Below are 13,879 nucleotides of genomic sequence, written 5' to 3'. Positions count from 1 at the left end.
GTCAGGCCTCCGTTCCGGTGCTCTCAGCCGGAGCGGCGGCGGGAGCGTCGGCCTTGGGGGCCTCGGCACCAGCAGCCTGCTGCGGCTTGCGGCCGCCACGGCCGCCACGCTCGCCACCACGACCACCGCGGCCACCGGCCGGACGGTCGTTCGCGCCACCACGAGCCGGGCGGTTGCCCGCACGGGCCGCGGCGTTCTCGGCGCGAACCTCGGCGATGTTCTTGACGTCGCCCTTGTAGATCCAGACCTTCACACCGATACGGCCGAAGGTGGTCTTGGCCTCGAAGAAGCCGTAGTCCACGTTCGCGCGCAGCGTGTGCAGCGGCACACGACCCTCGCGGTAGAACTCGGAGCGGGACATCTCGGCGCCGCCGAGGCGACCGCCACACTGGATCTTGATGCCCTTGGCGCCGGCCTTCATCGTGCCCTGCATGCTCTTACGCATGGCGCGACGGAAGGAGACGCGGGAGGAGAGCTGCTCGGCAACGGCCTGGGCAACCAGCTGAGCGTCAAGCTCGGGGTTCTTGACCTCGAGGATGTTCAGCTGGACCTGCTTGCCCGTGAGCTTCTCGAGGTCACCGCGGATGCGGTCGGCCTCGGCGCCACGACGGCCGATGACGATGCCGGGACGAGCGGTGTGGATGTCCACACGCACGCGGTCACGGGTGCGCTCGATCTCAACCTTCGAGATGCCGGCGCGCTCCATGCCGGACGTCATCATCCGACGGATGGCGACGTCTTCCTTGACGTAGTCCTTGTACAGCTTGTCGGCGTACCAACGCGACTTGAAGTCGGTGGTGATGCCGAGCCGGAACCCGTGCGGGTTTACCTTCTGGCCCATTACCGGGAACCTTCCTTGCTGCTGACGACCACGGTGATGTGGCTGGTCCGCTTGCGGATCCGGTAGGCACGGCCCTGCGCACGCGGACGGAACCGCTTCAGGGTCGGGCCCTCGTCCACGAACGCCTCGCTGATGACCAGCGTGGAGGCGTCCGGGTGGTTGTAGTTGTGTGCGGCGTTGGCAATGGCGCTGTCCAGCACCTTGCCAACCGGCACGCTCGCGGCCTGCGGGGCGAAACGCAGGACCGCCTGAGCCTCCGTGGCATCCATGCCACGGATAAGGTCCACCACTCGGCGGGCCTTCATGGGCGTGACGCGGATGTACCGCGCCTGGGCCCTGGCTTCCATGGTTGTCCCTTCGGTGTAAGTCATAGTCATAACCACCCCGCCTTTAGCGGCGCTTCGACTTCCGGTCGTCCTTGACGTGGCCGCGGAAGGTGCGAGTCGGCGAGAACTCGCCGAGCTTGTGGCCGACCATCGACTCGGTGACGAACACCGGGACGTGGATCTTGCCGTTGTGCACCGCGATGGTGTGACCCAGCATGGCCGGGATGATCATCGAGCGACGGGACCAGGTCTTGATGACGTTCTTGGTACCGGCTTCGTTCTGTACGTCCACCTTCTTGATGAGGTGTCCGTCGACGAAGGGTCCCTTCTTGAGACTGCGCGGCATCTAAACCCGCTCCTAGCGCTTCTTGTTCGTCTTGCGGCGGCGGACGATGTACTTGCTCGAAGCCTTCTTCGGCGAGCGAGTACGACCCTCCTTCTGACCCCACGGGGAGACCGGGTGGCGACCACCACTGGTCTTACCCTCACCACCACCGTGCGGGTGGTCGACCGGGTTCATCGCGACACCGCGGACGGAGGGGCGAACGCCCTTCCAGCGCATGCGGCCGGCCTTGCCCCAGTTGATGTTCGACTGCTCGGCGTTGCCGACCTCACCGACGGTGGCGCGGCAGCGCGCGTCGACCAGGCGGATTTCTCCGGACGGCATACGAAGGTGGGCCATGGTGCCCTCCTTCGCCAGCAGCTGCACGGACGCACCGGCGGAGCGGGCGAACTTCGCACCGCCACCGGGACGCAGCTCGATCGCGTGGATCGTCGTACCAACCGGGATGTTGCGCAGCGCCAGGTTGTTGCCGGGCTTGATGTCGGCCGTCGGGCCGTTCTCAATCCGGTCACCCTGCTTCAGGGCCTTCGGCGCGATGATGTAGCGCTTCTCGCCGTCGGCGTAGTGCAGCAGCGCGATGCGCGCGGTGCGGTTGGGGTCGTACTCGATGTGCGCGACCTTCGCCGGCACGCCGTCCTTGTCGTGACGACGGAAGTCGATCACACGGTAGGCGCGCTTGTGGCCGCCACCCTGGTGACGAACAGTGATCCGACCGGTGTTGTTACGGCCGCCCTTGCTGTGCAGCGGGCGAACCAGCGACTTCTCCGGCGTGGACCGCGTGATCTCGACAAAGTCGGCGACGCTGGAGCCACGACGGCCCGGGGTCGTCGGCTTGTACTTGCGGATACCCATTTCTCAGTCCTCGTCCGATTCCGGACGACTCAGGACTCCGTTAGGAGGCCTGGCCGCCGAAGATGTCGATTCGGTCGCCCTCAGCGAGGGTCACGATGGCGCGCTTGGTGTTCGCGCGCTTGCCGAAACCGGTCTTGGTGCGCTTGCGCTTACCCTGACGGTTGATCGTGTTGACCCCGGTGACCTTGACCGAGAAGACCGCCTCGACGGCCTGCTTGATCTGGGTCTTGTTGGCGCCAGGCGCGACGATGAACGTGTACTTGTTCTCGTCCAGCAGCGCGTAGCTCTTCTCCGAGACAACCGGCTTGATCAGCAGGTCGCGCGGGTCAGTGAAGGTCTTGCTGGTAACGGTCGCCTCAGACATCAGGCGTCGCTCCCTTCGGTCTCATCGGCCTTGGGGCCAGACACGAAGGACTCGAAAGCGGCCTGAGTGAAGACCACGTCGTCAGAGACGATCACGTCGTACGTGTTCAGCTGGCCCGGCTCCAGGATGTGAACCTGGGGCAGGTTGCGGGCGGACAGCCACGCGGCCTCGTCGGCACGGTCGACGACCAGGAGCAGGTTCTTGCGCTCCGAGATCTTGCCGAACAGCGTCTTGGCGGCCTTCGTGGAGGCGGCACCCTCGACCACGCCGGTGACGACGTGGATGCGGGAGTGACGCGCGCGGTCCGAGAGGGCACCGCGGAGAGCGGCGGCCTTCATCTTCTTCGGGGTCCGCTGGGAGTAGTCACGCGGCTGCGGGCCGTGGACGACGCCACCGCCGACGAACTGCGGAGCGCGGGTCGAACCCTGGCGCGCGCGGCCGGTGCCCTTCTGGCGGTACGGCTTGCGGCCACCACCACGGACTTCGCCACGACGCTTGGTCTTGTGCGTGCCCTGACGGGCAGCAGCCAGCTGAGCGACAACGACCTGGTGGATCAGCGGAACGCTGGTCTTCGCGTCGAAGATCTCCGCGGGGAGCTCGACGGTACCGGCCTTGTCGCCTGCCGGCGAAAGGATGTCAATGGTGCTCATTACCTCAAGCCCCCTTGGCCGCGGTACGGACCAGGACGAGGCCGCCGTTCGGACCGGGGACCGCGCCCTTGATGAGGAGCAGACCCTTCTCCGCGTCAACCGCGTGGATGGTCAGGTTCTGGGTGGTGACGCGCTCGTTGCCCATACGACCGGCCATGCGCATGCCCTTGAAGACACGCCCAGGGGTGGCGCAGCCACCGATCGAACCGGGGGAGCGGTGCTTGCGCTGGACACCGTGACCGGCACCGAGGCCCTTGAAGTTGTGACGCTTCATGACACCGGCGAAGCCCTTGCCCTTGCTGTTGCCCGTGACGTCGACCTTGACGCCCGACTCGAACACAGCGGCGGTGATCTCCTGGCCGAGCGTGTACTCGCCGGCGTCGGAGGTGCGGAGCTCCACCAGGTGGCGGCGGGGGGTGACGTCGGCCTTGGCGAAGTGACCCTTGAGGGGCTTGTTCACCTTGCGAGGGTCGATCTCGCCGAAGGCGATCTGGACCGACTCGTAGCCGTCGATGTCGTTCTTACGGACCTGGGTAACGACGCAGGGTCCGGCCTTGACCACGGTCACCGGGACGACACGGTTGTTCTCGTCCCAGACCTGGGTCATGCCGAGCTTCTCGCCCAGGACGCCCTTGATCTGCTTTGCCATCTTCTCGACGCCTCTCAGAGCTTGATCTCGATGTCAACGCCGGCCGGAAGGTCCAGGCGCATCAGCGAGTCAACGGTCTTGGGGGTCGGGTCGAGGATGTCGATCAGGCGCTTGTGCGTGCGCATCTCGAAGTGCTCGCGCGAGTCCTTGTACTTGTGCGGCGACTTGATGACGCAGTACACGTTCTTCTCAGTGGGCAGCGGCACCGGGCCCGCGACCGACGCACCAGTGCGCGTCACCGTCTCGACGATCTTCTTCGCCGACGAATCGATGACCTCGTGGTCGTAGGCCTTGAGCCGGATGCGGATCTTCTGTCCCGCCATGGCTACTCCGTAGTCCTGTCTGTTGTGGAAACGCTCTGGCTCCCGGGCGGCTGTGGATCTCTCCACTGCTTCCCTCCGACCCACGCGGTCGGGCGTGTCGCACACCCTCTACAGAAAATTCCCATACGGAAATTCCCTCGTCCAAGGGGGTGCGGTCCCAAGACCGCGCTTCGGGGGAGAAACACCCACCGGGTGCCTGGTCCGCACCGTGCTGACACTTCCCAGAAGATTCCCGTACGTCCGCCCCCATTGCTGCCCTGAGGGGCAGGTAAGGGCGACGAGTACTGTGGGACTCGCTTCCGGTCCTCCCGGCGGGAGGCGCGCAGCATCGGCACTCAACCGAGCAACTTGAGTAGTCTGCCATACAAGACACGTACTGCGCCAATCGGGCGCAGAAGAATACCCCTCCGCGCAGACACGTCAAACCGTGCCGCGCGACGGGGGTCCGCGCCGGGCCCCTGGTCAGGAGCGCGTGACCGTCCCGCACTCCGACGGAAGCCGCGAGATGTCCTGACTTCGGTCGTATGGATCCGTGCGCGGCCCCGTGGGCTCCGCACCCGGCAGCGCCCGCGCGTCCGAGCGGAAGGTCGGGTGCAGGTAGCCGGTTCCGCTCCGGTCGCAGTCGTCGTTGCCGGCCGTCTCGGACCACGTGACGATCGTCAGCGTTCCCGGGGTCACCTCGATCACCCGCGGATCGGACACCGCCACCGTGAGTTCGCGGCGCACGATGGTGCGTGCCACCTCCTGCGAGCCGGGCGCGGCCCGCACCACCGGGTAGACGAAGGTGTAGTCGGTGTGCACCAGCACCTCACCCTGACGGGCACTGTCGAACCACATGCGCCCGCGCGTCTTGACGACCTCGCCGTGCGGGCGCACCTCGGCCGGGTCGAAGCGGCTGAACAGCCAGAGCGGGTCCGCTTCCGCGGAGGGCTTGGCGAGCGCGCGTTCCAAGACGCCCCGGCCGGACGGCTGTAGCGGGTCCAGCAGCTCCAGGGCCGCGCGCGGGTACCCGCCGCGGAGGGTGTTCGGATCCAGGTTGGCCGCCGTCAGCAACTGCCGGGTCCTGGCCAGCCCGTCCGCCACCTGCTCCCGGGACAGCCCGGCCAGGGCCTTCGCCTCGGGGGCATCGATACCGGCCGCGCCGTCGGCCCACTGAAGGGCCGGGGAGCCCCTGAACGGCTCCCTCAGGGTCGCCTGGTCCGGGAGCGCCTCGGGGGGAGCCTCCGTGGGCCGCGCCGACTCGGCGGGCAGCGGCGCGGCCGCGCCGCGACCGGCCTCCCCGGTCAGCCGGTCGATGAGCAGCTCCGGCCGTACGACGACCAGGGCCAGGGCGGCGATGAACACGATGCCCGCGGTCGCCTTGAGGCGCCGGTTGCCCGTCCGGCCCCCGTCCCGCCCCTGCCACGCGGGCCCGGTCCGCCACCCCTCCGGCTCGGCGGCCCGACGGGCCCGGCGCCCCCGCCACCATCCCCGCTCCGCCGCGGCCCGCGCCTCGTCCTCCCGGCGCAGCCGCTCGGTGACCATCCGCGCCCGTGCGGACGGCTCGTGCGGAGCGGTCCCTCCCCCGGCCCCGGACTCCCGTACGAACCGCTCCCACGCCTCGTCGGAAACGCCCGGTCTGCCGGCGCCGTCGTTGCTGCCCATGTCCCCGCCCCCGTAAAGATCGAACGCATGCGCTGCGGATCCTCGCACACCCCGGACAGCTCGCTCCCACAGGGCCCGAAGGGGGTGCGAACGGTCCGTCCCGGCGTGCGGGTTCGGGGTTCCCGGAGGAGTCGGCGCCCCGTCCGGTCGCGCCCAACCCATGTGCCCGTAGGGGTGGTTGTCCGAGCCGCCGGCCGAACTCGGGCGCACGCCGCACCGGGTCGCGAGGGCCACGACGCGGTGGAGCACGTCGCGGTGGGCCACGACGTTTGGTGTAAGTACTCCGGAAGCGAAAGAACCACGCCAGACCCCTCCAGCCTCCCGCGGGGTGCGTGTCGCTCACACGGGTGAACTACGCCAACCGGGCTGGCTCGCACGGGGGTTGTCGGGCTTATGCTCGCCGCGACAACCCCAGACATGCGTCGGCCCCCGACGGGACTCGCAATCCCGGCGGGGGCCTACCAACAAGGAAGTAGCGCTTCCCGATGGATAGCCAGAAGAGTACCGCCGTCGTGCGCGCCCCCGGGCGGAATCCGGGCGACACCCCTCGATCAGGTGTCATCCACGTCAACGTCCGCCACACCCGGCGCTTCACCGTGGTCGGCAACCACCTCGCGCAGCACCCCGAGATGTCGCTCGTCGCGATCGGCCTCGCGGTCCACATCCAGTCGCTGCCGACCGGCGCCCTGATCGGCATCCGGGACCTCGTCCCCCGCTTCCCCGAGAGCGAGTACCGCATCGCCGCCGCCCTGCGGGAGCTGGAGCTCCACGGGTACCTGGAGCGGACCCGCGTACGGCTCGCCGGCGGCCAGGTCGCCACCCGGACCGTGTCCTACAACCGCCCCGGTTGCCTGGCCGAGGCCACGGAACCCGAGACGGCGCCCCCGGCGCCCCCCGTGACACCCCCGACGCCGGCCCCGCCCTCCCCCGCCCCGGAGGCCCAGGACGCCCGGGAGCCCCGGGAGCCCCAGGACGCCCCACAGCGTTCCGCCCCGCCCCGGCCCGTGAACCCCGACAACCCCTGGCGCCGCGACGCCGCCACGGCCATCCTGACCGATCTCCGCCGCGCCGACGCCCGGCTCCTGCTCGGCCGACAGGACATCGAACGGCTCACCCCGGCCGTCGAGGCCTGGCTGGAGCGCGGGGCCCGACCGGCCGGCATCCTCGCGGCGCTCACCGCCAATCTGCCGCCGCAGCTGCGCAACCCCGCCGGGCTGATCGCCCACCGGCTCACCGCCCAACTGCCGCCCGCCCTGCCCGACGAAGGCCCCCGCGCGCCCGCCCACGTGCCGCCGGACCCCTTCCAGACCTGCGAGGACGACGCCTGCGGCCTCGCCTTCCGGTCACCGGTACCGGGGCTGTGCGGGGAGTGCCGGGCCGGCACGGCCGCCGCCTAGACCACCCCTCCCCCTGAGGACAACCCCTCCCCTTCGCCCCGGGCACGACTTCGCCCCGGATACGACGAAGGGCCCCCTCCCCGACGCCGAAGCGTCGGGGAGGGGGCCCCTCTGTCAAACGTGGTGCCCGCTCTCGCGAGCCACCAGGTCAGACCGCGAAATTACTTCGTGATCTTGGTGACCTGGCCGGCGCCGACCGTACGACCACCCTCACGGATGGCGAACTTCAGGCCCTCTTCCATCGCGACAGGCTGGATGAGGTTGACAGTCATGTCGGTGTTGTCACCGGGCATGACCATCTCGGTGCCCTCGGGGAGGGTCACAACGCCCGTCACGTCCGTGGTACGGAAGTAGAACTGCGGGCGGTAGTTGTTGAAGAACGGGGTGTGACGGCCACCCTCGTCCTTCGACAGGATGTACGCGGCGGCCTCGAACTCGGTGTGCGGCGTGACCGAACCGGGCTTGATGATGACCTGGCCGCGCTCGACGTCCTCGCGCTTGATGCCACGGAGGAGCAGACCGACGTTCTCGCCCGCCTGGCCCTCGTCGAGCAGCTTGCGGAACATCTCGATGCCGGTGACCGTGGTGGTGGTCTTCTCCTGCTTGATGCCGATGATGTCAACGGTCTCGTTGACCTTCAGGACACCACGCTCGATGCGGCCGGTGACGACGGTGCCACGACCGGTGATCGTGAAGACGTCCTCGACGGGCATCAGGAACGGCTTCTCGGTGTCACGCGGAGGGGTCGGGATCGACTCGTCGACCGCGGCCATCAGGCCGAGAAGCTTCTCGCCCCACTCCTTGTCGCCCTCAAGAGCCTTGAGCGCGGAGACCTGAACGACCGGAAGGTCGTCGCCCGGGAAGTCGTACTCGGAGAGCAGCTCACGGACCTCGAGCTCGACGAGCTCCAGGATCTCCTCGTCGTCCACCATGTCGGCCTTGTTCAGGGCGACAACGATGTAGGGAACGCCGACCTGGCGGGCCAGGAGCACGTGCTCCTTGGTCTGCGGCATCGGGCCGTCGGTGGCGGCAACCACGAGGATCGCGCCGTCCATCTGCGCGGCACCCGTGATCATGTTCTTGATGTAGTCCGCGTGACCGGGGCAGTCGACGTGGGCGTAGTGACGCGCCTCGGTCTGGTACTCGACGTGCGCGATGGAGATGGTGATACCGCGCTGGCGCTCCTCAGGAGCCTTGTCGATCTGGTCGAAGGCCGAGGCCTCGTTCAGGTCCGGGTACGCGTCATGCAGCACCTTGGTAATGGCGGCCGTGAGGGTCGTCTTACCGTGGTCAATGTGACCGATGGTGCCGATGTTGACGTGCGGCTTAGTCCGCTCGAACTTCGCCTTCGCCACGGGGGTCCTCCTGGAGAGTGGTTCTGTACGCCTTACAGATCGGCGCCAGGTGATCTTTGCTGGATAGCCGGTTCCCCCGGGGCAGCGGGAGGTTTGCTCCTGTTGCCCCAGAGGCTCCGGTGACAAGCCTAAAGCGTGTACTCGGAAGAGTTACTCGCCCTTGGCCTTCGCGATGATCTCCTCAGCGACGTTCCGGGGAACCTCGGCGTAGGAGTCGAACTGCATCGAGTAGCTGGCGCGACCCGAGGTCTTGCTGCGGAGGTCTCCGACGTAGCCGAACATCTCCGAAAGCGGCACGAGGCCCTTCACGATGCGAGCACCGTGACGCTCCTCCATGGCCTGAATCTGGCCACGGCGAGAGTTGATGTCGCCGATGACCTCACCCATGTAGTCCTCGGGCGTGGTGACCTCAACGGCCATCATCGGCTCAAGGAGCACGGGAGAAGCCTTGCGCGCGGCCTCCTTGAAGGCCTGCGAACCGGCGATCTTGAACGCGAGTTCGGAGGAGTCGACCTCGTGGTAGCCACCGTCGAGAAGAATGACGCGGACGCCGGTCATCTCGTAGCCGGCGAGGATGCCGAACTTCATGGCTTCCTGCGCACCGGCATCCACGGAGGGGATGTACTCACGCGGGATACGGCCACCGGTGACCTTGTTCACGAACTCGTAGGTCGCCTCGCCACCCTCGATGGGCTCGATCGCGATCTGCACCTTGGCGAACTGACCGGTACCACCGGTCTGCTTCTTGTGGGTGTAGTCGTGACGCTCGACGGTCTTGCGGATCGTCTCGCGGTAGGCCACCTGCGGCTTGCCGACGTTCGCCTCGACCTTGAACTCGCGACGCATGCGGTCGACGAGGATGTCGAGGTGAAGCTCGCCCATACCACCGATGATGGTCTGGCCGGTCTCCTCGTCCGAGTGAACCTGGAAGGAGGGGTCCTCCTCCGCGAGACGCTGGATGGCAACACCCAGCTTCTCCTGGTCACCCTTGGACTTGGGCTCGATGGCGACCTGAATGACCGGGGCCGGGAAGTCCATGGACTCCAGGATGACCGGGTTCTTGTCGTCACACAGCGTCTCACCGGTGGTGGTCTGCTTCAGGCCCATGACGGCGACGATGTCGCCGGCGCCCACCGAGTCGATCTCCTCACGCTTGTTCGCGTGCATGCGGTAGATCTTGCCGATGCGCTCCTTCTTGCCCTTGACGGAGTTCAGCACCGCGGTGCCGGCCTCCAGGCGACCGGAGTAGATCCGGACGAAGGTGAGCTTGCCGAGGTGCGGGTCGCTCGCGATCTTGAACGCGAGGGCCGACAGCGGCTCGGACTCGGACGGCTTGCGCTTGACCACGACCTCCGGGTCCTTGACGTCGTGGCCTTCGATGGCCTCGACGTCCAGGGGGGAGGGCAGGTAGCGCACGACGGCGTCGAGCAGGGGCTGAACGCCCTTGTTCTTGAACGCGGTGCCGCAGAAAACGGGGGTGACGGTGGTGTCGCCGCCCTTGCCGGACGCGATGGTGATACGACGAACAGCGGCGTAGAGCTGCTCCTCGGTGGGCTCGACGCCCTCCAGGAACAGTTCCATGAGCTCTTCGTCGTTCTCCGCGACGGCCTCGACGAGCTTGCCGCGCCATTCCTCGGCGAGCTCGGTGTGCGAGGCGGGGATGTCGACGACGTCGTACATCTCGCCCTTGGAGGCTTCGGCGGACCAGACGAGGGCCTTCATGCGAACCAGGTCGACAACGCCCTGGAAGTCCATCTCGGCGCCGATCGGGAGCTGCATGACGATCGGGGTCGCGCCGAGGCGGTCCGTGATCATGTCAACGCAGCGGAAGAACTCGGCGCCGGTACGGTCCAGCTTGTTCACGAAGCAGATGCGCGGCACGCCGTAACGGTCGGCCTGACGCCACACCGTCTCGGACTGCGGCTCGACACCGGCGACACCGTCGAAGACGGTGACGGCGCCGTCGAGGACGCGGAGCGAACGCTCCACCTCGACGGTGAAGTCGACGTGGCCCGGGGTGTCGATGATGTTGATGGTGTGGTCAACGTCTTCGAGGGGCCAGTGGCAGGTCGTCGCGGCAGACGTGATGGTGATACCACGCTCCTGCTCCTGCTCCATCCAGTCCATCGTGGCAGCGCCGTCGTGGACCTCACCGATCTTGTAAGACACACCGGTGTAGAACAGGATGCGCTCGGTGGTGGTCGTCTTGCCCGCGTCGATGTGGGCCATGATCCCGATGTTGCGGACCTTGGCCAGGTCAAGCGAAGTGGTAGCCATAAGGCTTCGGTCTTCTCTCGGTCTCGATGTGGGGTGGGACTACCAGCGGTAGTGCGCGAAGGCCTTGTTGGACTCGGCCATCTTGTGCGTGTCCTCGCGCTTCTTGACGGCAGCGCCAAGACCGTTGGAGGCGTCGAGCAGCTCGTTCATGAGGCGCTCGGTCATGGTCTTCTCACGACGGGCGCGGGAGTAACCCACGACCCAGCGCAGCGCGAGGGTGGCGGCGCGACCGGGCTTGACCTCGATCGGCACCTGGTAGGTGGCTCCACCGACACGGCGGGACTTGACCTCGAGCGACGGCTTGACGTTCTCCAGCGCGCGCTTCAGCGTGATGACCGGGTCAGCGCCGGTCTTCTCGCGGAGGCCTTCCATGGCGCCGTAAACGATGCGCTCGGCGGTGGAGCGCTTGCCGTTCAGGAGGATCTTGTTGATGAGCGACGTCACCAGAGGAGATGCGTAGACCGGGTCGATGATGACCGGGCGCTTCGGGGCGGGGCCCTTACGAGGCATTCTTACTTCTCCTTCTTGGCGCCGTAGCGGCTGCGGGCCTGCTTGCGGTTCTTGACAGCCTGGGTGTCAAGCGCACCGCGGATGATCTTGTAACGAACACCCGGCAGGTCCTTCACACGGCCACCACGCACGAGCACGATCGAGTGCTCCTGCAGGTTGTGTCCCTCACCCGGAATGTAGGCCGTGACCTCGATGCCGGAGGTCAGACGCACACGCGCGACCTTACGGAGCGCCGAGTTCGGCTTCTTCGGGGTGGTCGTGAACACTCGCGTGCAGACGCCGCGACGCTGGGGCGAAGCCTCAAGCGCGGGGGTCTTTGTCTTCTCGACCTTGTCCTGCCGGCCCTTCCGGACCAGCTGCTGGATCGTAGGCACTACTTCTCCGGTTTCTGTGTGCCGTGTAGTGAAACTAACCTGGAACTCGCCGACCCACGCGGTCGGGTGTGTCGGATCCGGCGGACCTCCGTGCAAGCACGGAAACGCTTGGATCGCGGTGGCTGATTCGTCCCTCGTGCGGTTGATGGACACGCACGGGAACCAGACACACCCCAGGCACAAGGTATGAGCGTACCTACCTCACTCACTCCGGTCAAAACAAATGCTCCCGGGCACCTTCGTCGCAGGCCCGCGACCTCCCGACCTGCGGACCCCCACGCGGCGCGCCGAGGAGGTGGGAGCGACAGGGGACGCGAAGTCTAGACTTCTACCCGATCATCCCCGGTCCCGGACGCCGTTCTCGCCCCCTGTGGCACGGCGCGCGGCCGCCGCGGAACGGCCCCGTCGCGAAAGATCCCGAATGCCGCTCGATTCCATACGAGAACGCCTGCGTCCGCTCGTGGCGTACGCCGCAGTCGTCATCGCCCTCGCCGCCTCGGCCCTGCTGGCCGTCGGCGCCTTCCTGGGCCTCTACGTCCGCCCCACCTCGGATGACTGGTGCGCCGCCTGGAAGGCCCGCGACATGGGCGTCTTCGGGATCACCGCCGACTTCTACAACACGCAGAACGGTCGGCTCACCAACGCCTTCATGAGCGGGATCGTCTACTCCGACGGAATCCTCGGCACGAAGGTCCTGCCCACCCTCATCATCCTGACGATGGGCGCTGGCCTGGTGATGCTGGCCCGCGTCGGCCTGCGCGCGTTCGGCTGGCAGGTGCCGATCGCGGTGCTGATCGCGGCGTCCGTCGTGGTGACCGCCCTCTTCTCCTTCGCGGGCACGCGCAACTACCAGGCCCTGCTGTGGGCCCCCGCCACGATCTCGCACACGGTCCCCGCCATCATCGGCATCTGGGCCGTGCTGATCGCCGTCTGGGCCGGCCGTTCGGGCCGCGTCTGGCCGCGCCGCCTCGCCCTGGCCGCCGCCGTCGTGATCGGCTTCGGCATCGGCACCCTGAGCGAGCCCTTCACCATCGTGGGCGGGCTGTTCATGGGCGTGGCCATGCTGCTGAGCATCCCGAAGGTGGGGCTCGCCCGTACCTGGTGGTCGTTCACCTGGCTCGCCACGTACTGCGTCAGCAGCCTCGTCGGACTGGCCGTGCTGTACACCTCCCCCGGCGCGAAGTGGCGCCGCTCGGTCCAGCCGCCCTCCGACTCGATGCTCTCCGGGAAGGCCCTGCGCAAGTCCTTCGAGGACTGGGGCAACATCTGGGACGCCATCGGCGGCCAGTGGGCCTACCTCGGCGCCGTCGCCGCGGGCCTCCTGATCGGTCTGGCCGTCGCGTACCTCTCCCCCACCGGCGCCGAGCGCGTCACCGCGATCCCGGGCCGCCTGAAGGTGCTGCTGATCGTCCTGCCGGTGCCGGTCCTGATGCTCGCCTCGTTCGTGGTGGCCATGGCCCTGAACAACGGCTACGGCCCCACCGGCTGGACCTACGCCCGGACCTGGAACAGCTTCATGGTCCCGTTCCTGATGACCCTGTGCCTGTACGGGATCCTGGCCGGCCGCGCCATCGGCGTCCGGCTCGCCTCCGTCGACCGCGGCAGCCTGCTCCCGGGCGCCCTCGTCGTGGTCCTCGCCGCCGGGTTCACCGTCGCCTCCGTGGGCGCGCTCGTGCCCGCCGTACAGGAGATGACCAAGGACACCGTCTACCGCTCCCTGGTGTGGGACAAGCAGGACGCCCGGATCCGCAAGGAGGTCTCCCGCGGTGCGACGGACGTGATGTACAAGCCGTCCTACATCGGGAAGCTCGCCGAGCCGTACTTCACCAAGAACAAGGACAAGGACTGGGTCGCCCAGTGCGTGTCCAAGTACTACGGCGTCGAGGACATCCACAAGCCCTGACACCCGGCCGAGGCCCTGGCCCCGCGGCCGCCACCCGGCGCCTCTCCCGGACTCCCGGGGGGGCGCCGGCG

15 protein-coding genes are annotated in these 13,879 nt (G+C 67.7%); 2 read left to right on the top strand and 13 right to left on the bottom strand.

Features of this window, described 5'->3' with window-relative positions:
- Window position 1: 1 nt before the first annotated feature.
- From rpsC to OHA84_RS21670, 9 genes are all read right to left on the bottom strand, one after another.
- Window positions 2–841 carry a 30S ribosomal protein S3 gene (gene rpsC, locus OHA84_RS21710; protein ID WP_053682620.1) on the bottom strand — a complete coding sequence of 280 codons (840 nt, stop codon included), beginning with the start codon at window positions 839–841 and terminating at the stop codon, window positions 2–4.
- The gene (gene rplV / locus OHA84_RS21705; protein WP_037792011.1) at window positions 841–1,188 is read right to left on the bottom strand and encodes a 50S ribosomal protein L22; all 348 of its coding nucleotides are present in this window, start codon (window positions 1,186–1,188) and stop codon (window positions 841–843) included. Before rplV ends, rpsC begins: the two co-directional genes overlap by 1 nt.
- 43 nt (window positions 1,189–1,231) lie before the next feature.
- A complete protein-coding gene (rpsS, locus tag OHA84_RS21700; RefSeq protein ID WP_023539342.1) occupies window positions 1,232–1,513 on the bottom strand; it encodes a 30S ribosomal protein S19 in 282 nt (93 codons plus the stop codon).
- Window positions 1,514–1,525: 12 nt separating this feature from the next.
- On the bottom strand, window positions 1,526–2,362 hold the full coding sequence (gene rplB / locus OHA84_RS21695) for a 50S ribosomal protein L2 (protein ID WP_008739715.1): 837 nt from the start codon (window positions 2,360–2,362) through the stop codon (window positions 1,526–1,528).
- A 40-nt stretch (window positions 2,363–2,402) separates the two neighbouring features.
- Window positions 2,403–2,726: a 50S ribosomal protein L23 gene (rplW, locus tag OHA84_RS21690; RefSeq protein ID WP_037792012.1), complete on the bottom strand. Its 324-nt coding sequence runs from the start codon at window positions 2,724–2,726 to the stop codon at window positions 2,403–2,405.
- The gene (gene rplD, locus OHA84_RS21685) at window positions 2,726–3,376 is read right to left on the bottom strand and encodes a 50S ribosomal protein L4 (RefSeq protein WP_031146574.1); all 651 of its coding nucleotides are present in this window, start codon (window positions 3,374–3,376) and stop codon (window positions 2,726–2,728) included. The genes rplW and rplD overlap by 1 nt, the downstream gene beginning before the upstream one ends.
- Window positions 3,377–3,380: 4 nt before the next feature.
- A complete protein-coding gene (gene rplC, locus OHA84_RS21680) occupies window positions 3,381–4,025 on the bottom strand; it encodes a 50S ribosomal protein L3 (RefSeq protein ID WP_053682621.1) in 645 nt (214 codons plus the stop codon).
- Between the two features lie 14 nt (window positions 4,026–4,039).
- The gene (gene rpsJ, locus OHA84_RS21675; RefSeq protein WP_003948644.1) at window positions 4,040–4,348 is read right to left on the bottom strand and encodes a 30S ribosomal protein S10; all 309 of its coding nucleotides are present in this window, start codon (window positions 4,346–4,348) and stop codon (window positions 4,040–4,042) included.
- A gap of 462 nt (window positions 4,349–4,810) precedes the next feature.
- On the bottom strand, window positions 4,811–5,992 hold the full coding sequence (locus OHA84_RS21670) for a hypothetical protein (RefSeq protein WP_266970162.1): 1,182 nt from the start codon (window positions 5,990–5,992) through the stop codon (window positions 4,811–4,813).
- A 485-nt stretch (window positions 5,993–6,477) separates the two neighbouring features.
- Between OHA84_RS21670 and OHA84_RS21665 the strand changes: the two genes are divergently transcribed.
- A complete protein-coding gene (locus tag OHA84_RS21665; RefSeq protein ID WP_266970164.1) occupies window positions 6,478–7,389 on the top strand; it encodes a helix-turn-helix domain-containing protein in 912 nt (303 codons plus the stop codon).
- A gap of 161 nt (window positions 7,390–7,550) precedes the next feature.
- Here OHA84_RS21665 and tuf read toward each other — a convergent pair whose 3' ends face one another.
- The 4 genes from tuf to rpsL all read right to left on the bottom strand — a co-directional run bounded on the left by tuf (window position 7,551) and on the right by rpsL (window position 11,905).
- Complete coding sequence (gene tuf / locus OHA84_RS21660; RefSeq protein WP_053682624.1) at window positions 7,551–8,744, bottom strand: elongation factor Tu; 1,194 nt, start codon at window positions 8,742–8,744, stop codon at window positions 7,551–7,553.
- Window positions 8,745–8,894: 150 nt separating this feature from the next.
- A complete protein-coding gene (gene fusA / locus OHA84_RS21655; RefSeq protein ID WP_053682625.1) occupies window positions 8,895–11,021 on the bottom strand; it encodes an elongation factor G in 2,127 nt (708 codons plus the stop codon).
- Between the two features lie 39 nt (window positions 11,022–11,060).
- Window positions 11,061–11,531 carry a 30S ribosomal protein S7 gene (gene rpsG, locus OHA84_RS21650; protein WP_053682626.1) on the bottom strand — a complete coding sequence of 157 codons (471 nt, stop codon included), beginning with the start codon at window positions 11,529–11,531 and terminating at the stop codon, window positions 11,061–11,063.
- Window positions 11,532–11,533: 2 nt separating this feature from the next.
- Entirely contained in the window at window positions 11,534–11,905 is a 372-nt protein-coding gene (gene rpsL / locus OHA84_RS21645) for a 30S ribosomal protein S12 (protein ID WP_007265893.1), read from the bottom strand.
- Window positions 11,906–12,326: 421 nt separating this feature from the next.
- On the opposite strand from rpsL, the gene OHA84_RS21640 reads away from it, so the two are divergent.
- The gene (locus OHA84_RS21640) at window positions 12,327–13,808 is read left to right on the top strand and encodes a DUF6056 family protein (protein WP_053682627.1); all 1,482 of its coding nucleotides are present in this window, start codon (window positions 12,327–12,329) and stop codon (window positions 13,806–13,808) included.
- The last annotated feature ends 71 nt before the right edge of the window (window positions 13,809–13,879 follow it).

The organism is Streptomyces sp. NBC_00513 (genome assembly GCF_041431415.1).
Classification (GTDB): domain Bacteria; phylum Actinomycetota; class Actinomycetes; order Streptomycetales; family Streptomycetaceae; genus Streptomyces.
Note: the sequence above shows the minus strand (reverse complement) of the source record. Positions and strands in the feature narration are given on the sequence as shown.

Bases quoted from the DNA above. Each gene is read 5' to 3' on its own strand.
- rpsC (WP_053682620.1), bottom strand. From the start codon at position 841: ATGGGCCAGAAGGTAAACCCGCACGGGTTCCGGCTCGGCATCACCACC.
- rplV (WP_037792011.1), bottom strand. From the start codon at position 1,188: ATGGAAGCCAGGGCCCAGGCGCGGTACATCCGCGTCACGCCCATGAAG.
- rpsS (WP_023539342.1), bottom strand. From the start codon at position 1,513: ATGCCGCGCAGTCTCAAGAAGGGACCCTTCGTCGACGGACACCTCATC.
- rplB (WP_008739715.1), bottom strand. From the start codon at position 2,362: ATGGGTATCCGCAAGTACAAGCCGACGACCCCGGGCCGTCGTGGCTCC.
- rplW (WP_037792012.1), bottom strand. From the start codon at position 2,726: ATGTCTGAGGCGACCGTTACCAGCAAGACCTTCACTGACCCGCGCGAC.
- rplD (WP_031146574.1), bottom strand. From the start codon at position 3,376: ATGAGCACCATTGACATCCTTTCGCCGGCAGGCGACAAGGCCGGTACC.
- rplC (WP_053682621.1), bottom strand. From the start codon at position 4,025: ATGGCAAAGCAGATCAAGGGCGTCCTGGGCGAGAAGCTCGGCATGACC.
- rpsJ (WP_003948644.1), bottom strand. From the start codon at position 4,348: ATGGCGGGACAGAAGATCCGCATCCGGCTCAAGGCCTACGACCACGAG.
- OHA84_RS21670 (WP_266970162.1), bottom strand. From the start codon at position 5,992: ATGGGCAGCAACGACGGCGCCGGCAGACCGGGCGTTTCCGACGAGGCG.
- OHA84_RS21665 (WP_266970164.1), top strand. From the start codon at position 6,478: ATGGATAGCCAGAAGAGTACCGCCGTCGTGCGCGCCCCCGGGCGGAAT.
- fusA (WP_053682625.1), bottom strand. From the start codon at position 11,021: ATGGCTACCACTTCGCTTGACCTGGCCAAGGTCCGCAACATCGGGATC.
- rpsG (WP_053682626.1), bottom strand. From the start codon at position 11,531: ATGCCTCGTAAGGGCCCCGCCCCGAAGCGCCCGGTCATCATCGACCCG.
- OHA84_RS21640 (WP_053682627.1), top strand. From the start codon at position 12,327: ATGCCGCTCGATTCCATACGAGAACGCCTGCGTCCGCTCGTGGCGTAC.